This is a genomic window from Pseudomonas sp. RG1, from assembly GCF_025910115.1.
In the GTDB taxonomy this organism is placed as follows: Bacteria; Pseudomonadota; Gammaproteobacteria; order Pseudomonadales; family Pseudomonadaceae; genus Aquipseudomonas; species Aquipseudomonas atacamensis.
Genome location: NZ_JAPCIK010000023.1, coordinates 196,157 through 217,679, shown reverse-complemented (window position 1 = coordinate 217,679; position 21,523 = coordinate 196,157). Strand labels below are relative to the sequence as shown.

Below are 21,523 nucleotides of genomic sequence, written 5' to 3'. Positions count from 1 at the left end.
ATTCCCACGCAGAGCGTGGGAACGATCGTCGTGGGACGCCCATAAAGTATTCAACAGGAGTTCCACATGGCGAAGAAACCCAAGGCAGCCGCCTTCATCAAAGACCCGCTCTGGTACAAGGACGCGGTGATCTATCAGGTTCACGTCAAATCGTTTTTCGACTCCAACAATGACGGGATCGGCGACTTTCCCGGGCTTATCGCCAAACTCGATTACATTGCCGACCTCGGCGTCAACACCATCTGGCTGCTGCCGTTCTACCCCTCGCCACGTCGCGACGACGGCTACGACATCGCCGAATACCGTGGCGTGCACAGCGACTACGGGACCATGGCCGACGCCAAGCGCTTCATTGCCGAAGCGCACAAGCGCGGTCTGCGGGTGATTACCGAACTGGTCATCAACCACACCTCCGACCAGCACCCGTGGTTTCAGCGTGCGCGTAAAGCCAAGCCGGGTTCGGCGGCGCGGGATTTCTACGTCTGGTCCGATGACGACCAGAAATACGACGGCACGCGGATCATCTTCCTCGACACCGAGAAGTCCAACTGGACCTGGGACCCGGTCGCCGGTCAGTACTTCTGGCACCGCTTCTACTCGCACCAGCCGGATCTGAACTTCGATAACCCGCAAGTGATGAAAGCCGTGTTGTCGGTGATGCGCTACTGGCTGGACATGGGCATCGACGGCCTGCGCCTTGACGCGATTCCGTACCTGATCGAGCGCGACGGCACCAACAACGAAAACCTGCCCGAGACCCACGACGTCCTCAAGCAGATCCGTGCCGAGATCGACGCCAACTACCCCGACCGGATGCTGCTGGCCGAGGCCAATCAGTGGCCGGAAGACACTCAGCTGTATTTCGGTGACACCGATGCCGCTGGGGTCAATGGCGACGAATGCCACATGGCCTTCCACTTCCCGCTGATGCCGCGCATGTACATGGCGCTGGCGCAGGAAGATCGCTTCCCGATTACCGACATTCTCCGGCAGACCCCGGAAATTCCGGCGAATTGCCAGTGGGCGATTTTCCTGCGCAACCACGATGAGCTGACCCTGGAAATGGTCACCGACCGTGAGCGCGATTACCTGTGGAATTATTACGCGGCTGACCGTCGCGCGCGGATCAACCTCGGTATTCGCCGTCGTCTCGCACCGTTGATGGAACGCGACCGTCGCCGCATCGAACTGCTCAACAGCCTGCTGCTGTCGATGCCCGGCACGCCGACTCTGTATTACGGCGACGAAATCGGTATGGGCGACAACATCTACCTCGGCGACCGCGACGGCGTGCGTACGCCGATGCAGTGGTCGATCGACCGCAACGGCGGTTTCTCCCGCGCCGATCCGGCCAGTCTGGTACTGCCGCCGATCATGGATCCGCAGTATGGCTATCAGTCGGTCAACGTCGAAACCCAGTCCGGCGATCCGCATTCGCTGTTGAACTGGACGCGGCGCCTGCTGGCCGTGCGCAAGCAATCGAAAGCGTTCGGCCGTGGCACGTTGAAAATGCTCTCGCCGGCCAACCGACGCGTGCTGGCTTATACCCGCGAATACACCGATGCCGACGGCAAGCACGAAATCATTCTGTGCGTGGCCAACGTCTCGCGCAGTGCGCAAGCAGTGGAGCTGGATCTGTCGGCGTACGTCGGCATGGTGCCGGTGGAAATGCTCGGCGGTAACGCGTTCCCGCCGATCGGTCAGTTGAATTTCCTTCTGACCCTGGCGCCTTATGGCTTCTATTGGTTCGCACTCGCGGCGGAAAACCAGATGCCGAGCTGGCACGTCGAACCGGCGCAGAGCCTGCCGGACTTCACCACGCTGGTACTGAAAAAACGCATGGAAGAGCTGCTCGAAGCGCCGTCGCGTACGACGCTGGAGCAAAGCATTCTGCCGAGCTGGCTGCAGAACCGTCGCTGGTTCGCCGGCAAGGACGCGGCGATCGAGAAGGTCAATCTGGCTTATGGCGTGCGTTTCGGTGATGCCCAGCATCCAGTGCTGCTCAGCGAAATCGAAGTCACCAGCGGTGGCCAGACCAACCGTTATCAACTGCCGTTCGGCTTCATTGCCGAAGACCATGTCGGCCCGCCGTTGCCGCAGCAATTGGCGCTATCGCGTGTACGCCGTGTGCGTCAGGTCGGCCTGATTACCGATGCGTTCAGTCTGGAAACCTTCGTCCGCGCCGTTCTGCAAGGCATGCAGAACAACACCGTACTGGAGTCGATCGAAGGCGAAATCCGCTTCGAACAGACAGATCATCTGGAAAAACTCGGCCTCGGCGCCGAGTCGGATGTGCGCTACCTGTCGGCCGAGCAATCGAACAGCTCAGTGGTTGTCGGCAACAGCCTGGTGCTTAAGCTGATACGCAAAGTGGCTTCTGGCGTACACCCGGAACTGGAGATGAGCGCTTACCTTACCGAGGCCGGGTTTGCCAATATCTCGCCACTGCTGGGTTCGGTGATTCGCCGTGACGCGCAGGGTGAGGACAACTTGCTGATGATCGCCCAGGGCTATCTGAGCAATCAGGGCGATGCGTGGGAATGGACGCAGAACAACCTCGAACGGGCGCTGCGCGATGAACTGGCCGACGCCATGTCCGAGCAGGAGCAGCATTACAACGCGCTCGGCGAACTGAAGGACTTCGCCGGCATGCTCGGTCAGCGTCTGGGCGAGATGCATCAGGTGCTCGCTGCGCCAACCGAAAACACCGACTTTGCGCCGCAAGTGTCGTCGAGCAAGGACATGGCCGCGACGGCCAGGGATGTCACCGCCCAGGTCGAACATGCCTTGAAACTGCTCAAGCAGCATCAAGGCGAGTTGAACGCGGCGGACCAGAAACTGGTCAAGCGTCTGCTCGACGAGAAAAAAACCATTCTTGCCCATGTGCAGGATCTGGCGAAGAAAGCCACTGGCGGCTTGCGCATCCGGGTGCATGGCGACTTGCATTTGGGTCAGGTGCTGGTGATCAAGGGCGATGCCTACTTGATTGACTTCGAGGGCGAACCGGCGCGGCCGTTGAGTGAGCGTCGCGGCAAGCACAGCCCGTACAAGGATGTCAGCGGCGTACTGCGTTCGTTCGATTACGCAGCGGCGATGACCATCAATGTGCACAACGTCGACAACAGCGTCGAAGCCGAAGCGGCGCGTAAACGTGTCGCCGAGCGTTATCTGCGCGAAGCACGCGAGGCATTTGTCCAGGCATACCGCGAGGCAGCAGCTAGTCTTGAGCATGCCTGGCAGGATCCTCAGGGTGCCGACGCCGCGCTGGCATTGTTCGGCCTGGAAAAAGCCGCTTATGAAGTGGCCTATGAGGCGGAAAACCGCCCAACGTGGCTGCCGGTGCCATTGCACGGCTTGTATGGATTATTGACAGGGCTTAAACCCTTTTCCGATCTTGGTGGAGAGTAGTCATGAGTTTCTCGAACAAGGAACAGGGTGTGGTAAAGGAAGCATTGTTACCCTCGGCACGCGACATTGATGCCTTAGTACGCGCCGAACATCAGGACCCGTTTTCCATTCTCGGCCCGCACGGCGATGGCGCTGGCGGGCAGTTCATCCGCGCTTATCTGCCGGGTGCGCTGAGTGTGGCGGTGCTGGACAAGGACAGCGGCGAAGAGCTTGGCCCGCTGGAGATGACCGAGACGCCGGGGCTGTTTGTCGGCCATTTCGATCAGGCGCGACCGTACCTGTTGCGCACGCGCTGGGCCGGTGGCGAGCAGGTCGCCGAAGATCCGTACAGCTTTGGCCAGCTGCTGGGCGAAATGGATTTGTATCTGTTTGCCGAAGGCAATCACCGTGACCTCAGCGCTTGCCTCGGTGCACAGCTGAAAACCGTCGATGGCGTTGACGGTGTGCGCTTTGCCGTGTGGGCGCCGAATGCCCGCCGTGTCTCGGTGGTTGGCGATTTCAACGTCTGGGACGGTCGTCGTCACCCGATGCGCCTGCGCCATCCTTCGGGCGTGTGGGAGTTGTTCATCCCTCGCCTGCAAGCGGGGGAGTTGTACAAGTACGAAATCCTCGGCGCCCACGGCATTCTGCCGCTCAAGGCCGACCCGATGGCGCTGGCTACCAGCCTGCCGCCGGATACCGCCTCGAAAGTCGCCTCGCCGTTGCAAATCGACTGGCAGGATCACGAGTGGATGAATTCCCGTCAGGATCGCCAGCAGCGCTCCAAACCTTTGTCGATCTACGAGTTGCACGCCGGCTCCTGGCAGTGCGAGCTGGATGATCTCGGCGAAGTCGCGCGCCAGTACACCTGGCCGGAACTGGCCGAGCGGCTGATTCCTTATGTGAAAGAGCTGGGATTCACCCACATCGAATTGATGCCGATCATGGAGCACCCGTTCGGTGGTTCCTGGGGTTACCAGTTGCTTTCGCAGTTCGCGCCGAGCGCACGTTACGGCACACCGGATCAGTTCGCCGCGTTCGTCAACGCCTGTCACCAGGCCGACATCGGTGTGATTCTCGATTGGGTGCCGGCGCATTTCCCCACCGATACCCACGGTCTGGCGCAGTTCGACGGCACCGCGCTGTACGAATACGGCAATCCGCTGGAAGGCTTCCATCAGGATTGGGACACCCTTATCTACAACCTCGGTCGCACGGAAGTGCACGGTTACATGCTGGCGTCGGCGCTGCACTGGCTGAAACACTTCCACATCGACGGCCTGCGTGTCGATGCGGTGGCCTCGATGCTGTATCGCGACTATTCACGTAAAGCGGGCGAGTGGGTACCGAATCGTCACGGTGGTCGCGAGAACCTGGAGGCCATCGACTTCCTGCGTCATTTGAACGACGTGGTTGAACTGGAAGCGCCGGGTGCGCTGGTGATTGCCGAAGAGTCCACCGCATGGCCGGGCGTCAGCCAGAGCACCCAGCAGGGCGGCCTGGGCTTTTCCTACAAATGGAACATGGGCTGGATGCACGATTCGCTGCACTACATCCAGCAGGACCCGGTGTACCGCGCCCATCACCACAACGAGTTGAGCTTTGGTCTGGTCTATGCCTGGTCGGAACGCTTCATCCTGCCGATTTCCCACGACGAAGTGGTGCACGGCAAGCACTCGCTGATCGACAAGATGCCCGGCGACCGCTGGCAGAAGTTCGCCAACCTGCGCGCCTATCTGAGCTTCATGTGGACGCATCCGGGCAAGAAGCTGTTGTTCATGGGCTGCGAGTTTGGCCAGTGGCGCGAGTGGAACCACGATCAGCAACTGGACTGGTACCTGCTGCAGTACTCCGAGCACAAAGGTGTGCAGAAACTGGTGGGCGATCTCAACCGGCTGTATCGCGAAGAGCCGGCGCTGCACGATCAGGACGACGCGCCGCAAGGCTTCCAGTGGTTGATTGGCGATGATGCGATCAACAGCGTTTACGCATGGCTACGCTGGAGCAAGGACGGCTCGCCGGTTTTGGTCGTCGCCAATTTCACGCCGGTACCGCGCCAGTCGTATCGGGTCGGCGTGCCGTTTGCGGGACGCTGGACCGAGCTGTTCAACAGTGACGCCGACATTTATGCCGGCTCCAACTATGGCAATGGCGGCGGAGCGTTGACCGATGAAGTACCGAGTCATGGTCAATCGTTGTCGCTGGAGCTGAATCTTCCGCCTTTGGCGGTGTTGATTCTCAAGCCGCAGGGCTAGCACCTGTGGGAGCGAGCCTGCTCGCGAAGGCGCCATGTCAGTCAACAATGATGTTGAAGGTGGCACCGCTTCGCGAGCAGGCTCGCTCCCACAAGGTTTTTCATCGTTCAGCAGATCACCAGCGCATCCGCACGCCGAGGCTGCCGATGATGCCGTTCAGGTCATTGTCATCCACATCGCTGCTGTAATCGGCGCTCATGTACAGGCTTACCGCCGGTGTGACCCGCGCCACCAGGCCCAAACCCAACTCCACTGTTGAAGACTTGCGGCTGCTGCTGATCTTGTCGACCTGATCGAGCGTCACCGTGCTGCCGGTGTAAACGGTGTGCCAAAGGTTGGTGCGCACGTAGGGTTCGACAGGCAACCCGTTCAAGTCATAACTGCCTTTCAACCGCGCACCGACGCGGCCACTCCACGCGGTCAGGTCGGTGGAAGAGGCATTGCCCGAGCCGGCGTACGGAGCGTCGAGACTGATGCGCTGGTTGATCAGTTGTGCCTGCGGCTCGACCACCCAGTTTTCACTCAAGCCGATCGGGTAACCGCCTTCGACGGAAAAGGTCATTGCGTTGCCTTCGGTGGCTTGCCGATTACCTTGCGCAGTGCGACTGAAGCCGCTGACCCGACCGCCGCTGGCCGACAGGTCGACGTGCCAGCCTTGCGCACCCACCAGACTGTAATAGGCGCCGAGGCTCTGGCCTTGCAGGTTAAGGCTGTCAGTGTTGCGGTCGGCGAGGGCACGTCGGGTCAGCGCACCATCGGCATTCAGCTGGACCTGATTGTCGCCACCTATGAGACCAAGGGTCTGAGTAGTCCCGTTAGCGCTTTTCAACGTGACCACGGCCGGTCCTTTGAACTCGCCAGCGGCCATCGCATAACCGGATGAAAGTGCGTCGGTCTGTGCTTGCCGAGCGCTTTTGCCGTACAGCTCGTCCCAGGCAGATGGGGCAAGATCCTCAGTGATCAGGCGCGAACTCTGCTGACTCAATGGCAGCGGTCCGGGTGTTATCACGGTTACTGGCAAGGTCAGCATCGGTACGTCGGCGTGATACCACGCGGGCTCATCCGCCGCAGATCCCGCATGCGCCTCCATGGACGAGCACAGCAGCAGTGAACCTGACACTGTGCAAAGAGTGATTTTCAGTTCGTGTGGGGTCAGTGAAGTTTTCATGGAGGTCTACCTTGCAAGCGCATGCGTCATCTCGTGTTTGGCGTCTCTCCTACCCCGAACGAGGGGCGACCGAATAGAGCGGGGCGAACCGCGGCTGCTCGATTTCGCGAGTGCCGGAAGGTCAGCCCCAGTAGTGATTCCGGGGGTAGTAAGGTAGAGATAAGAAGAGCGACGCCTGCGCGTCAAGAAAATGCACGATGAATGGTGCACTTAAATCGGCCTTCGCAAGCGTTTGTTTTTCTGCACATAACTAAGTGTTTGTTTGCATGGAAAAACGCTTGCGAGGCAGGCGGCTGACGGTTTTTTGCCGCCGACGAAAGGTCTTTCCTAGCGTCAGTTGCCGGGAAGGCCTGTCATTTAATTGCTGTCAAAAATGCCCTTACAGATGCACTTCGACCGCCAGCGGGAGGTGATCGGAAAGATGCGTCCACGGCTTGTTGCCAAGAATGCGTGGGTCGTGGCTGCTGGCATTGCGCAAGTAGATCCGGTCAAGCCTCAGCAAGGGAAACCGCGCGGGATAGGTTTTCGCCGGGCGGCCATGATGGCGCTCAAAGGCTTCGTGCAGATAATCGCGACGGGCGAGGGCGGCGTTGCCTTGCAACTGCCAGTCATTGAAATCGCCGGCGATGATCACCGGCGCATCGTCGGGTAGAGATTCAAGCAGCTGACAGAGCAGTTGCAACTGCAATTGTCGATGGCTTTCCAGCAGACTCAAATGCACACAGATTGCATGCACCTCGGCATGGCCAGGCACATCAAGAATGCAGTGCAACAGCCCGCGCCGTTCAGGCCCGGTGATCGACACGTCGAGGTTGCGATATTCGCGGATCGGGTATTTCGACAGCAGCGCGTTGCCGTGGTGGCCGTCGGGGTAAACGGCGTTGCGCCCGTAGGCAAAATCGCTCCACATACTGTCGGCGAGGAATTCGTACTGCGACGTCTGCGGCCAGTCGTTGTAACGGCTGGAATGGCGTTCGTGTTCACCCACCACTTCCTGCAGAAACACCAGATCGGCCGAGGTACTGCGCATCGCTTCGCGCAGCTCCGGCAGAACGAACCGCCTATTCAGCGCGGTGAAGCCCTTGTGGGTGTTGACCGTGAGTACCCGCAGGCGATGAATGACTGGCGCGTCGACCGCTTGACGCTTGGGATCGCTGGACACGTTCACTCCTCTGAATTGGGCCATGCCTGTTAATGCGACTGGTTTGAGGGGGTGGCAGTTCCTTCCGATGATTCACTGCTGGGCCAATGTGGGAGCGAGCCTGCTCGCGAAGACTTCATCACGTTCAATACATCTGACACATGACCCACCGCTTTCGCGAGCAGGCTCGCTCCCACAGGTATGTTGAGCTTCCGCCGTTCAGAAGAAGACGATTTCATACGGCAAGCGCATCCGCTCCAGCAGCACTGGCGGCAGCAGCGGGGCGATGCCGATGGCCGGTTCGCCCTTGAGCTGGCTGGCGTAAGCGTGGGTGGCGTGGCTCTTGCGCGCGACTGTCCAGGTGTCGAGACGCAGCTTGCGCGCGCGTTCCCAGGGAATCATTTGCTGCTCGCGCTCCGGCCAGTGCCAGGCCCACACCGGCACATCGTGGTAGGTCGCCCCGGCCTTTTGCGCCGCGTCGAAACTGGCCCGGCCAACCACTTCATGATCCGGCGGGCCATCCTTGCGCCAGGTACTGAACACTACGTCGCCCGGTCGCAGGTAACGGCCGATGAACTCGGTGAGCTGGCTTTGCTGATCACTCAGTGCATTGTCAGTAAAGCCGCCGCGCACCCACTTCAGGCTGTGCATGGGCAGGCCGAGGCGGCGCAGGGCTTCGACGCTTTCCTGCGGACGGAATACGCTCAGGCGCTGTTCCGACCACTGGCGCGAGCCAGGGTGGCTGGCGCTACCGTCGGTAATTGAAAGCAATTGCAGAGGATGGCCAAGGCTGGAGAGCAATTGCAGCAGACCGCCGCAAGTGACCACCTCGTCGCCCGGATGCGGTGCGATGACCACGGCGCGGGCGCCGGCGGGTACCAGACTGTGGGTGTTGATGACGGGAATATTGTCGAGTTGCGGCGCGCTGTTCCAGATCTGTGCCGGCAGGCCGTGTTCGTTGAGCAATGACGATTTCATGAGTGCGACGTCCTTGTGGTATCTCGCCCTCAGTCGTGAGCAGCCAACGCTGATCGCGGCCCGTGAAGGCAAATGAATAGCAACGGTGCAGTGCTCCAACCCTTGGATTACTGCGAGGCAGAGTATTGCTCAAGACAGCCGATTCGTCGCGTCACAGATCAATCTGATCCGTAATTTTTTATTCCAGCTGTGCCAGATTGCGCAGAAAGTCACCGAACCCGCCCTTGGCCCGACTGTCGAGACGGGCGCTGGTGTGCACCTGCGGTCGGTGACTCCAGGCGATATTGGCGCCGCTGCGCTCCAGCGCACGCACCAGTTGCACATCCTCGTCACAGGTCAGCGGCTTGAAACCGCCGGCCAAGCGATAAGCCTCGGCGCTGACACCGAGGTTGGCGCCGTGAATGTGTCGATGGCCATCGCGGGCCTGATAATGGCGGTGATAGCGAATCTGCGCCGCCTCATCAATCGATTCGTGCCAGTGCTCGACAGTGACCGTGCCGCACACAGCATCAGCCTCCAGCCCCAGTTGCGCCGCCAGCCAGTCATCGGCGACGCGGCTGTCGGCGTCGGTGCAGGCGATCCAGCGGGCACCGCGCTCGAGCAACAGGCGCGCACCGGTGGCGCGGGCTTCGCCAACGTTGCGCGCATCGATCTGCAAGCTGAGCACTGGATAAGCGCTGACGATCTGCGCCGAGCCATCGCTGCAACTGTCGAGCACCACCAGGATTTCCACCGGCTCGCCGCCCAGTTGTGCATGCTGGCTGGCGCGCAACGCTGCACGCAGGCATTCATCAAGCAGCGCCTCTTCGTTGTGCGCCGGAATCACGATACCGATCAACGCAAGCCCTCCAGGGCCGCCACCGAGCGTGGCTCGCGGCTCCACAGTTCAAGAATGAAATCCGCTTCCTGATGCAGCACCAGACGCGGCAAAGCCAATTGATCGTGGATCTGATCGTGGACCTGCCGTGCATTCAGCGGGCAGCCCTCGATCGGCGGGCGCCAGTGGCAGGCCAGCAATTGTCCGTCGGCGGTCAGTGACTCACTGATCCGGCGAATCATTTCTGTCAGATCTTTTTCGTCGAGGTAGTAGCCGATTTCGCTGAATACAATCAGGTCGAATCTTTCCTCCGGCCATTCAGCCGGAAGGCGGCCCTGACGGACTTCGGCATGCTCGAAAATGCTTAAGCGAGTGCGCGCCAGCTTCACCGCCGCGCTCGCCGTGTCGCAGCACAACAGGCGGTCGCAGCGCGGAGCCAGCTCTGCACTCAGTTCGCCGTTGGCGCAACCCGGTTCGAACACCGACCTGTAGCGCGGACGGGGCAGGGCGGCGAGGGTGATCGCGCGTTTGCGCTGCTCGTACCAGCGCTGGCGGAACGCCCATGGGTCGTCATTGCCCGCGAACAGGCCATCGAAATAGCGGTCATCGACGCTCACAGGAACACCACTTCAAAAGGTTGCAGCAAACGATCGAGCACATAGGGCGCGAGCACCGGCCCGAGGCCGACGTCGCGGTCGCCTTCCAACTGGCTGGCGAACGCGTGCGCGGCGTGGCGTTTACGTGCGATGTGCGTCGGTGAAAGGAGAATCTTGCGCGCCCGCTCCCATGGCACCGAAGCGTCTTCCGGGGTTGCCCAGTGCCAGGTCCAGACCGGAAGTTCATGGCAGGTCGCACCAACGCGTCGCGCCGCTTCGACACTGGCGCGGCCGACGGCCTCGTGATCGCTGTGACCGTCCTGGCGCCAGGTCGTGAAAACCACGTCACTGGCATGCAGATAACCGGCGATGAATTCGCTCAACTCGGTTTCCTGCGCCGCCACTTGGGTGTCGGTAAAACCGCCGCGCAGCCATTTCAGGCTATGCATCGGCAGACCGAGGCGCCGCAACGCTTCGGCAGACTCCTGCGGACGCACCACGCTCAAACGCTCGACTGTCCAGCGCTGCGAGCCGGGGTGACTGGCGCTGCCATCGGTGACCGAAATCAACTGCAACGGCCGTCCGGCTGCCGCCAGCAACTGCATGAGGCCGCCGCAACCGAGCACTTCGTCATCCGGGTGCGGTGCGACAATCACTGCACGCGAGCCCAGCGGTACCAAGTCAAGAATGTCGATGCTCGGCATCTCGGCCAGACGCCGCGAAGCCTGCCATTGCTGCAATGAAGTGCCCTGGCCAACGATCGGGTTGTCCTTCATAACGCCCAGACCTCGCAGGACTGACCAGCAATCTGCTGGCCCAGTGCAGCAAGGTCGCGTTCAGCGTGACTCTGGCGCAGAAACACCGGCAGGTCGGCACTCAACCGGGCGAAATGCCGATCCTGACAAAACGGCCCCGCACCCAACGCACGACCGACTTCACGCATCACCTGTTCAGCAGACTGTTCAACCACGGCGCGGGCGCGGCGGGCGAGCAATTCAGCGTCGGCCTCGGGCTGCGCATCGATTTGCAGCGCGCTGAAGCGCAACACATCGGCTGCCGCTTGCAGTGCTGTGTCAGTCGCACCGAGATGGGCGAGGGCGTGCGGTTCATCGCGTTGCGCGCAATGCTGACGCAGCCCTTCGGCAATCCGCCGTGAAGCGCCGTACCAGCAAGCCGCGATACCGATCCCGCCCTGCCAGAACCCCGGCCGTTGCAGGTAATCACCGGGGTTGCCGATGGCCTGCGCTTCGGCGTTGTCGAACAGCACTTCGACGCTGCCGGTCGCCGCCATGCCCACCGCTTGCCAGCCTTGATCGGTGATGGTCACGCCAGGTTGATCGAGCGCGACTGCAACCAATTGCTGCTGACCGTCCGCGTCCCATGCAGTGAGCAAGGCGTGGCTGAGCACCGCAGCGCCAGAGCACCAGGCCTTGCGCCCGTTCAGCGTCACCATATGCCCGACCGGCGTGACTTTCACCCGTGCCTGCGGCGGTTCGGCAGCCCACATGCCCCACGTGCTGCCCGGGGTTGGCGTACCGCCCAATTGCTCGATGATCGCCAGCGCGTCGGTGTGTCCCTCATAGAGTTTGCACAGGCCTAAATCGTGTCCACCGACTTCCGATAGACGCTGAAAGCGCTCCAGCGTGTGACCGCTGCCGGGCAACGGCAAGCGGTCGAGGCCGGCCTCGACCATTGCCCGCAGGCAACGGCCAAGGGCATTGGTGTCGGCGTAATCTGGCGGACGGCGGGCCAGATAATGTTGAAAGTCCATATCAATCTTCTTCGTCACGTTGCAGTTCAAACAACAGCAACGAACGCCCCGTCACCGAATATTCATGGCCGAAGTCGAAGCGTTCCTGGCCACGAATTGACGGCTGATTGGTGTCGATCATGCAGGTCCAGAAGCCGCCGTCCGGCACTTCCGGCAGGGTGAAGTTGACGATGTCGTGGTGTGCGTTGACCACCAGCAACAGGGTCGCGTCGGCACCTTTGCGGCGGATGCCGGTTTCCTGCGCGCGTCCGTCGAGCAGCATGCCGAGGCAGCGGTTGTGCGCATCGTGCCAGTGCTCGGTGGTCATCTCGGTAGCGTCCGGTGCCAGCCAGGTCACGTCCTTGACGCCGATGTCTTCGTTGTACTCGCCGACCAGGAAGCGTCCGCGACGCAGGATCGGATAAGTCAGGCGCAGCTTGATCAGGCGTTTGACGAACTTGAGCAGGGCCTTGCCGTCCTCGCTCAGGTCCCAGTTGACCCAGCCGATTTCGCTGTCCTGGCAATAGGCGTTGTTGTTGCCGTCCTGGGTGCGGGCGAATTCGTCACCGGCAACGATCATCGGTGTGCCCTGGGCCAGCAGCAGCGTGGCGAAGAAGTTGCGCATCTGCCGATGGCGCAAAGCGTTGATTTCCGGATCGTCGGTCGGGCCTTCGACGCCGTGGTTCCACGACAGGTTGTTGTTACTGCCGTCCTGGTTGTTCTCGTCGTTGGCTTCGTTGTGCTTGTCGTTGTACGACACCAGATCGTTGAGAGTGAAACCGTCGTGGGCGGTGATGAAGTTCACCGACGAATACGGCCGGCGCCCGCGCTGGTTGAACATCTCGCCGGAAGCGGTCATACGGCTGGCGAAATCGGCAAGCTGAGCGTCGTCGCCTTTCCAGAACGCGCGCACGGTGTCGCGGAACTTGTCGTTCCACTCAACCCAGCCCGGTGGAAAGTTGCCGACCTGATAACCGCCGGGGCCGCAGTCCCAGGGTTCGGCGATCATTTTCACCTGACGCAGCACCGGATCCTGACGGCAGGCGACGAGGAAGCTGTGGCGCTCGTCGAAACCATCGTGGTAACGGCCAAGAATGGTTGCCAGGTCGAAGCGGAAGCCATCGACGTGCATCTCACTGGCCCAGTAGCGCAGAGAGTCAGTGACCATTTGCAGCACGCACGGGTGGCTCAGGTCCAGCGTGTTACCGGTGCCGGAATCGTTGATGTAGTAGCGCTTGTCGTCGGGCATCAAGCGGTAGTAGGAGGCGTTGTCGATACCGCGCATCGACAGGGTCGGACCTTGCTCGTTGCCTTCGGCGGTGTGGTTGTAGACCACGTCGAGAATCACTTCGAGGTTGGCATCGTGCAGATGCGCGACCATTTCCTTGAATTCGGCAATCTTGCCACTGGCCAGGTAACGCGGGTCCGGGGCGAAGAACGCGATGCTGTTGTAGCCCCAGTAGTTGGTCATGCCCTTTTGCAGCAGATGCTGATCGTTGACGAAAGCATGGATCGGCAGCAGTTCGACAGAAGACACGCCGAGCTTGCGAATGTGCTCGAGCACGTCGTCGACCATCAGGCCGCCGAAAGTGCCACGCAGGTTTTCCGGCACCGACGGGTGACGCATGCTGATGCCGCGCACGTGGGTTTCATAAATGATGGTCTTGTCCCACGGCACGCTGACGCGATGGTCGTTGCCCCAGGTGTGCGCCGGGTCGATGACCTTGCACTTGGGCACGAATGGCGCGCTGTCGCGCTCGTCGAAACTGAGGTCGGCGTCGGGGTGGCCGATGGTGTAGCCAAACAGCGCCTCCGACCATTTCAGCTCGCCGACCAACTGCTTGGCGTACGGGTCGATCAGCAGTTTATTGTGGTTGAAGCGGTGACCATTGGCCGGGTCATAAGGACCATAAACGCGGTAGCCGTAGATCAAGCCAGGATGCGCATCGGGCAGGTAGCCGTGGTAAATCTCATCGGTGTATTCCGGCAGCTCGATGCGTTCGAGCTCGACCTCGCCGGCATCGTCGAAAATGCACAGCTCGACCTTGGTGGCGTTGGCGGAAAACAGAGCAAAGTTCACCCCCAGACCATCCCAGGTCGCACCGAGCGGGAAGGGCAGGCCTTCACGGATTCTCGACGGCTCGGCGTGCGCAGCGGGTTCGGCTTTCTTTGGACGGGTCATGATTGCTCCTGCAAAAAAACGGGACAGTTCGGGCAATGAGATTTCCTTGTGGGAGCGAGCTTGCTCGCGAAAGCGTCGGTACATTCGACATTTTCACCAACTGGCCTAGCGCTTTCGCGAGCAGGCTCGCTCCCACAGGGTTGTGTGTTTTTCCCAATAAGGGACTTTCTTCAGGGCGCAAGAACCCCTTGTGGCGAGCATGCTCGCCACACAGTCATTCAGTTCAAAAATGGATCGGGTCAGTTCGCCGGAGGCTTCTTCGCTGCTCGCGGCTTTTTCTCGGCAGCCTTTTCGCCCGGCGGGACTACTTTGGGCGTGGCCGCCGCCTTGGCTTTCGCTGCCGGTTTGGCTTTGGCGGTTGCCGGAGTCTTGCCGTCGGTGCTTTTCGCTGCTGCGGCTGTAGTCTTGCCAGCCACTTTGCTGCCCGCCGCTTTCGGTGGCTTCTTGGGTGCCAGCGCTTCGGCTTCGGCCAGCTTGCGCGCCATTTCCCAATGACGTTCTTCGTGGCCTTCAGGTTTCCCTTCCGACTCCCAGATCTGATAGGCGAATTCGCGAATGCGTTTATCGTCGGTGCTCATCGCAATGCTCCTGAACTGAACTCATGCTTGTGTTAAGTGTTGGATAAAGAGATTGACCGGGACATCCCCCAGCGCTTCGCTGACATTCAGCTCCCTGTTTTGTGTGACTACGCTGCTTGCAAAAAGTCCCTTCAGGTTTGCATCCGAAGCGGCAGACGGTAAAACCACCCGCGTATCGCCCCAGCGCAGCGCATCGACCTGCGGCATGGCACTGTTTTCCAGCAACGTCGCGCAACGCACCGGCACTACCACGATGGCTCGCACGCCCTGGTGTTCACGCGCGAATGCCAAGACGTTGTGCGCCTGAGTGCCCAGCACTTCCAATGGCTGGTAATCGCCACGACGGAACAGCTCGCTGTGTTCCTTGCGCAGGTTCAACACCTCACTGATCAGCGCCTGTTTGATGCGCCCGTCACGCCAATCCTTGAGCAGTTCGGTACCCGGCACGGATGCCTGCAACGCTTGCTCGCGGGCGGCGTAATCCACCGGCCGGCGGTTGTCCGGGTCTACCAGACTGAAGTCCCAGTACTCGTTGCCCTGGTACAGATCCGGCACACCCGGCACAGTCATGCGCAGCAAGGTTTGCGCCAGCCCGTTGAGCGCGCCGGCAGCGGCGATGCTGTTGACGGTCTTGCTCAGCGCCGCACGCAGCAACTCGCCTTCTTCACCGGTCAGCAGCTTTTCCGTGAACGCCTGTGCTGCGTTTTCATAAGCTTCATTCGGCGCGCTCCAGCTGCTTTGCAGCTTGGCTTCACGCAGGGCTTTCTGCTGCCATTGCCAGATGCGCTTGGCGTAATCGGCGAAACCGGCCTTGTCGTCGTCCTGCAGGTCCAGCGGCCAACTGCCGAGCAATGCCTGATAGAGGATCAGTTCGTCGCCAGCGGAAGGCGCGTCATCTTCGATGCGCACCGGGCGGGCGAGGGCGCGCCACAGTTCGACCTGATCGGCGTACCAATGGCTGCGCTCGCTGAGTACGGCCAACCGGGCGCGGGTGTCTTCGCCGCGCTTGTGGTCATGGGTGGCAGTCGCGAGCAGGTTGTCAGGAAACTCGGCCATGCGCTGTTGATTGACTTCGTGGAACTCGCTGACCGGCGCGCTGAACTGCTCGGTGTTGTAACCGACATCATTGCGCGACAGCAGCACCGCCGAGCGATACAGCGCGGTATCTTCCACGGCCTTGGCAGCTGCCGGCGAAGTCAGTTGCTGGAAACGCACGCAGGCATGCTTGAGGATCTTGCGCGAGCGCCCACGCGGCTTGCGGCGCCATGGCGTGCCGCCGAGCCAGCTGGCGACCGAGTCGAGCACCGGCCAGTCGGCTTCGCTGAGGGTTTGCCGCGCACCGTCCATGGCATGCTGAAAAATCGCTTCGTCTTGCTCGGAACGGCCCATGGCGCTGATGTAAGTGCGATAAACCGGGAAGTGCACGATCAACGCATGCAGCACGCGGCGAATCGCGCCCAGGGTCAGGTCGCGGGTCATCAAGTCATCCCGTGCGACTTGATGCAGGGCCTGCGCGACACTTTCGAAGTCGCTGGCCAGCGAGCCGTTGAGGATCTGCTGGCGGGCCAGTTGCGCTTCTTCCATGAATGCTGCCGTGCGCTCGGTGCGGCGCTGCCAGAGTTCGCCAAGCACGTGTTCGCCGTCCGGGTCGTGTTGCAGCAGCGACAGCTGATTCATGAACTCGTAGCCGGTGGTGCCGTCGACGCTCCAGTCGCGGCGGAGGGTTTCGCCCTCGCCGAGGATCTTCTCGATATAGATCGGCAGGTGACGTCCCGGCGCCAAGTGATCAAGGCGACGGCGCAATTTGCGGCAGTAGCCACGCGGGTCGGCGAGGCCGTCGATGTGGTCGATGCGCAAGCCGTCGACCAGACCTTCTTCGACCAATTGGAAGATTTTGCCGTGGGTCGCTTCGAACACCGCCGGACGCTCGACACGCAGGCCGCCAAGCTCGTTGATGTCGAAGAAGCGCCGCCAGTTGATGTCGTCCGCCGCCGTGCGCCAACTGGCCAGGCGATAACTCTGCCGTTCCAGTAACTCGTGGAGCTTGTGGAAGCCTTCCTCGGTGGTGGAATCGTACTGTGCGAGGTTGCCTTCGATAGTCGCCAGAACACGCGGATCGCTCGCCAGCTCGCGCAGCTCCTGCTTGAGCGGCATCGCCAGCGAATGTGCGTCGGTCTGGTAGCTGAGTGTGCTGAAGCGATCTGCCAGAGACTTCAGCGTGTCGTCGGACTTGAGCAGCTCGCCATAGTTGTTCGGGCAGATCGGGAAGTGGTGGTCGTAATGCTCGACGTAGAAAGTCCCGGTCTGCCCGTTGAATTTCAGCTTCAGCGTGCCTTCCTGCAACGCCACGCCGTAATCACTGCCAAGGAACGGCAGCAGCAACTGGCCTTCCATCAACGGGTCCGGCGAGTGCCACTGAATGTCGAAGAACTCGCCGTACGGGCTCAGGCGTCCCCATTCCAGCAAGTCGAGCCACCATGGGTTGTCATTGCCGCCCACGGCCATGTGGTTGGAAACGATATCGAGGATCAGGCCCATGTTGTGTTCGCGCAGGGTGCTGACCAGTCGGCGCAATGCCGGCTCGCCGCCCAGTTCCGGATTGACCTGGGTCGGGTCGACCACGTCGTAGCCATGCATGGAACCGGCGCGCGCCGCCAGCAATGGCGAGGCATAGATATGGCTGATGCCGAGGCGGGCAAAGTACGGCACCAGTGGCACCGCTTGTTCGAGGGTAAAACCCTTATGAAATTGCAGGCGCAAGGTGGCGCGCAGCGGCTGGATTTGCTGTTGATTCATTGGTCACGCTCAGAGGCTTGAAGGCGCGCGCAGGCCAGCAGTTCCAGGCGGCGGGCGGCATCGGGGCCGTCCAGCAACGCTTCGCTGGGACCGGGCAAACGTCGCGACCAGTTCGGATGTGAATCGGTGGTGCCAGGCAGATTCGGCTGTTCATCGATACCCAAGGCATCTTCCAGCGGCAGCAGGACCAGCGGCGCGCGGGTGTGGCCGAGGAAACGCACACTGGCATCGACCACTTGATCGGCTTCGTGGGACTCTTCGCGGAAGTTCTGCGGATCCTGGCGCAGCGCATCGCGCAGGCCTTCGCGTTCACGCTCACGATGCCGACGCCAGTCGATTTCGCCGTTGGCATCGACCAGGCCCAGGCGTGCATTCCAGTCGATGTCACGACCATGCCACCAACCATTAAGTGTCGGCAGGTCATGGGTGCTGGTGGTCGCCAGGGCATCATCCGGCCAGTCGAGAATCGGTTTGAAGCGGGTGTTGTCCTGTTCGAACAACAATACGCGCATGCCCAGAATCGAACGCGCGGCGAGTTTTTCCCGCAGGCCTTCCGGCACCGTGCCGAGGTCTTCGCCGAGCACGATGGCCTGATGCCGATGGGATTCCAGGGTCAGCAGGCGCAGCATGTCGTCGAACGGGTAATACAGATAGGCGCCATCCGCCGGAGCGGCGCCGTTGGGAATCACCCACAGGCGTTGCAGGCCCATGACATGGTCGATGCGCAAGCCTCCGGCGTGGGCGAAGTTGGCGCGCAGCATGTCGATGAAGGCACGGAAACCGTTGCGGATCAGCCCTTCAGGCGAGAACGCGGAAATGCCCCAGCCCTGGCCGCTGCGATTGAGGATGTCCGGTGGCGCGCCCACGGTCAGCGAGGCGAGCAATTCATCCTGAAAGCTCCAGGCCTGGCTGCCAGCGCCATCAGCACCGACAGCCAGGTCGGCGATCAGACCGATGCCCATGCCGGCACTGCGCGCGGCAGTTTGCGCACGCTCGAGGCAGCGATGGATCAGCCATTGGCAGAAGGCGAAATAACCGATGCGCTCGGCATATTCCTCGGCAAACGCGCCGAGCGCCGCGCCGCGCGGGTCGTGCCAGTGCTCCGGCCATTGGCGCCAGTCGAGGCTTTCGCCACGGGCGGCGCGCATTTCCTGAATCGCTTCGAAGCGGCAATGGTTTTCCAGCGCTTCGCCACCGGCATGGCGGAAACTGGCGAAGTCGGCGTGCAGCGGATGCTCACCAGCGACGAAACCTTCATACAAGGCTTGCAGCAGCTTCTGCTTGGCTTCGGCAGCGGTCGGCCAGTCGATCAGCTTGAGATTTTCCAGCTGCTCGAACTGCGCGGCCAGGCCACTGGCATCAATTGCATCACGCAACGCGCGTTCCCCGAGAATGCTCCCCGGCGCGGCATACAGTGAATTGAGAAACAAGCGGCTGGACGGCGAATAAGGGCTGTAGCGGCCATTGTCTGCGCTGAACATCGCGTGCATCGGACTGATCGCCAGCGCATCGGCGCCACGTTCGCCCGCTACACGAACCAGTTCCTCCAGCGCCTGGGTATCGCCAAAACCACCGTCACCCGGACGGCGCAGCGAATACAACTGGGCGCTCAGACCCCAGGCTCGCGGGATCGGGCTATCGACCGCATCGGCGACGCTGAAGCAGCGTTCAGGCGCCACGGCGAGCGTGAAATACTGATCGGCGATATGCACTTGCTGGTAACCGACCGGAATCAAGCCGGGCAACATGGCTTCGTTGTCCAGCTTCAGGTTCATCTGCGAGCCGTCTTCAAGATGGATTTCGCAGGGGGTTTCCGGTGAGAAATAGCGACTCAGGTCGAGGGCAACGCCCACGTCGCAGGTCAGCAGGGGCGGCAAATGGCGGTCTTGCTGGACTTCTTGCAATTCCAGCAGGCTGGCATCGATTTCTTGCGCGGTGCTGGCGGGGTGGCCGAGTCCGATCAGGACATTGCGCAACACAGCAGGAGCGACTTTTTGCTGACGCCCGTTGGCGTCGATCCAGTCGACGGCAAGGCCGGCTCGACTGGCGAGTATTTCCAGTTGCGCATCGCTCATAGGCGCTCTCCATCCAGGGGGTGCATAACGGGTGCGGCCGTGAGGCTGACGAGCGCGGTGTACGCCGGCAGTTGGTTCGGGTCCGACAGTTCGATCGCGGCTGGCTGTTGAAACAGCCACTCGGTTTCGGTCTGTGCAGGGTTGACCACTGGCGTGTCACTGAGGTTCAGGTCAATTCGCAGCTCACTGCCGTTGCCCAGTCGCCAGCGTGCGCTGACCGCGCCATGGCCGAGCATCTGCGCGCCCAACGCTTGAGTTCCGGAGAGGTGGGGAATGATGTACTGGTGACGCAATTTCAACAGTCGTCGGTAGAGCTCTTGCGTCTCCTGTTGTAACGGCGTGCCACTGCCAACCAATCGTGGCTGTGAGGCGCGGAAGGTTTCTTCGGCATTCGGATCGGGGATCTGTTCGCGCTTGTGCGGATCGGTAAAGGCACTGAATGCGGCGAACTCGTTGCGCCGACCTTCACGCACCAGTTCCGCCAGTTCACCGTGGTGGCTGGTAAAAAACAGGAATGGTTGCTCGGCGGCAAATTCATCGCCCATGAACATCAGCGGAATCATCGGCGACAGCAGCAACAACACCGTCGCCGCTTGTACCGCACGCGGGTCGGCGAGCTGATGCAGGCGTTCGCCAAAGGCACGGTTGCCGATCTGGTCATGGTTCTGCAGGAACAGCACGAAAGCAGTGGAGGGCAGATGTTCGCTCGGCTCGCCGCGAGGTTCGCCATGGCGAGTGATGTGGCCCTGGAACACGAAGCCCTGGCTCAGGCAGCGCACCAGTTGCTCGGTGGGCTGCGCGGCATAGTCGGCGTAATAGGCGTCGGTTTCGCCGGTCAGCAGCACGTGCAACGCGTTATGACCGTCGTCGTTCCACTGCGCGTCGTAATCGTTTTCCAGCAGACTCGACTGGTTCAGCTCGTTCTCGACGGTCAGCCAGACGTGCCGGGTCGGGTCGATCTGCTGGCGAATGCGCCGGGCCAGATCGCTGAGAAAGTCGGGATCTTCAATCGCGTGCACCGCATCCAGACGCAAACCGTCGAAACGGTATTCGAGCAGCCACATCAGCGCGTTTTCAATGAAGAACTCGCGCACTTCCGGGCGACGGAAGTCGATCGCCGCGCCCCAGGGCGTGTGTTTGTCCTCGCGGAAAAAGCCTTTGGCGTAACGATGCAGGTAGTTGCCGTCGGGACCGAAGTGGTTGTAGACGACGTCGAGAATCACCGCCAGGCCATGGCCGTGGGCGGTGTCGATCAGGTGTTTGAGTTGTTCCGGTGTGCCGTAGGAGGCTTGCGGTGCATAGGGCAGCACTCCGTCGTAGCCCCAATTGCGATCACCGGGGAATTGCGCCAGCGGCATCAATTCGATGGCGGTAATGCCCAGCGCCACCAGCCGCGCCAGATGCTGTTCGACTTCGGCAAAACCACCGAGCGCACCGACGTGCAGCTCGTAAATCACCGCTTCACTCCACGGCCGACCATTCCAGGTCGTGTGCCGCCATTGGTAGGCATGGGGATCGACCACCACACTGTGGCGGTCGAGGTCACCATCCTGCGCCCTGGAGGCCGGGTCCGGCACCTCCAGTTCGCCATCGATGCAGTAACGGTAGCGACTGCCCGCCGGGCAATTGGCCTTGATTACAAACCAACCGTCGCCCTGAGGCAGCATGGGCAACGATTTTCCATCTTCCAGTTCCACACTGACGTAGAACGCGTCAGGCGCCCACAACGCAAATTGCGTGTGCTCGGCATCCAGCATGATCGCGCCGTGGGGCCAGGTTTCTTGGGTCCTTGACGGCATT

The 21,523-nt window shown here is 61.3% G+C and carries 14 protein-coding genes; 2 read left to right on the top strand and 12 right to left on the bottom strand.

Going from position 1 to position 21,523, the window contains the following annotated elements:
* The first annotated feature begins 66 nt into the window (after positions 1 to 66).
* Both treS and glgB read left to right on the top strand, forming a co-directional pair.
* Positions 67 to 3,408 (top strand): maltose alpha-D-glucosyltransferase, encoded by a 3,342-nt coding sequence (gene treS, locus OK411_RS15490; protein WP_264365300.1) that lies wholly within the window; start codon positions 67 to 69, stop codon positions 3,406 to 3,408.
* A 2-nt stretch (positions 3,409 to 3,410) separates the two neighbouring features.
* Positions 3,411 to 5,642: a 1,4-alpha-glucan branching protein GlgB gene (glgB, locus tag OK411_RS15485; protein WP_016774635.1), complete on the top strand. Its 2,232-nt coding sequence runs from the start codon at positions 3,411 to 3,413 to the stop codon at positions 5,640 to 5,642.
* 115 nt (positions 5,643 to 5,757) lie between these two features.
* Here the strand turns inward: glgB and OK411_RS15480 are convergent, their stop codons facing one another.
* From OK411_RS15480 to treZ, 12 genes are all read right to left on the bottom strand, one after another.
* Complete coding sequence (locus OK411_RS15480; RefSeq protein WP_122746332.1) at positions 5,758 to 6,810, bottom strand: autotransporter outer membrane beta-barrel domain-containing protein; 1,053 nt, start codon at positions 6,808 to 6,810, stop codon at positions 5,758 to 5,760.
* Positions 6,811 to 7,189: 379 nt separating this feature from the next.
* On the bottom strand, positions 7,190 to 7,972 hold the full coding sequence (locus OK411_RS15475; RefSeq protein ID WP_016774637.1) for an endonuclease/exonuclease/phosphatase family protein: 783 nt from the start codon (positions 7,970 to 7,972) through the stop codon (positions 7,190 to 7,192).
* A 198-nt stretch (positions 7,973 to 8,170) separates the two neighbouring features.
* Entirely contained in the window at positions 8,171 to 8,929 is a 759-nt protein-coding gene (locus OK411_RS15470) for a PIG-L deacetylase family protein (protein ID WP_016774638.1), read from the bottom strand.
* 178 nt (positions 8,930 to 9,107) lie between these two features.
* Positions 9,108 to 9,767 carry a glycosyltransferase gene (locus OK411_RS15465; RefSeq protein WP_130887329.1) on the bottom strand — a complete coding sequence of 220 codons (660 nt, stop codon included), beginning with the start codon at positions 9,765 to 9,767 and terminating at the stop codon, positions 9,108 to 9,110.
* Positions 9,764 to 10,363 carry a class I SAM-dependent DNA methyltransferase gene (locus OK411_RS15460; protein WP_264365299.1) on the bottom strand — a complete coding sequence of 200 codons (600 nt, stop codon included), beginning with the start codon at positions 10,361 to 10,363 and terminating at the stop codon, positions 9,764 to 9,766. Before OK411_RS15460 ends, OK411_RS15465 begins: the two co-directional genes overlap by 4 nt.
* Entirely contained in the window at positions 10,360 to 11,118 is a 759-nt protein-coding gene (locus OK411_RS15455; RefSeq protein WP_136493400.1) for a PIG-L deacetylase family protein, read from the bottom strand. Before OK411_RS15455 ends, OK411_RS15460 begins: the two co-directional genes overlap by 4 nt.
* Complete coding sequence (locus OK411_RS15450; RefSeq protein ID WP_264365298.1) at positions 11,115 to 12,113, bottom strand: acyl-CoA dehydrogenase; 999 nt, start codon at positions 12,111 to 12,113, stop codon at positions 11,115 to 11,117. Before OK411_RS15450 ends, OK411_RS15455 begins: the two co-directional genes overlap by 4 nt.
* Before the next feature lies 1 nt (position 12,114).
* On the bottom strand, positions 12,115 to 14,274 hold the full coding sequence (gene glgX, locus OK411_RS15445; protein WP_024012878.1) for a glycogen debranching protein GlgX: 2,160 nt from the start codon (positions 14,272 to 14,274) through the stop codon (positions 12,115 to 12,117).
* 239 nt (positions 14,275 to 14,513) lie between these two features.
* Positions 14,514 to 14,852: a DUF2934 domain-containing protein gene (locus tag OK411_RS15440; protein ID WP_264365297.1), complete on the bottom strand. Its 339-nt coding sequence runs from the start codon at positions 14,850 to 14,852 to the stop codon at positions 14,514 to 14,516.
* A gap of 21 nt (positions 14,853 to 14,873) precedes the next feature.
* Entirely contained in the window at positions 14,874 to 17,648 is a 2,775-nt protein-coding gene (locus tag OK411_RS15435; RefSeq protein ID WP_264365296.1) for a malto-oligosyltrehalose synthase, read from the bottom strand.
* Positions 17,645 to 19,723: a 4-alpha-glucanotransferase gene (gene malQ / locus OK411_RS15430; RefSeq protein ID WP_264365295.1), complete on the bottom strand. Its 2,079-nt coding sequence runs from the start codon at positions 19,721 to 19,723 to the stop codon at positions 17,645 to 17,647. Before malQ ends, OK411_RS15435 begins: the two co-directional genes overlap by 4 nt.
* Positions 19,720 to 21,522, bottom strand: coding sequence for a malto-oligosyltrehalose trehalohydrolase (gene treZ, locus OK411_RS15425; protein WP_264365294.1), 1,803 nt, complete (start codon positions 21,520 to 21,522; stop codon positions 19,720 to 19,722). Before treZ ends, malQ begins: the two co-directional genes overlap by 4 nt.
* Position 21,523: the final 1 nt, after the last annotated feature.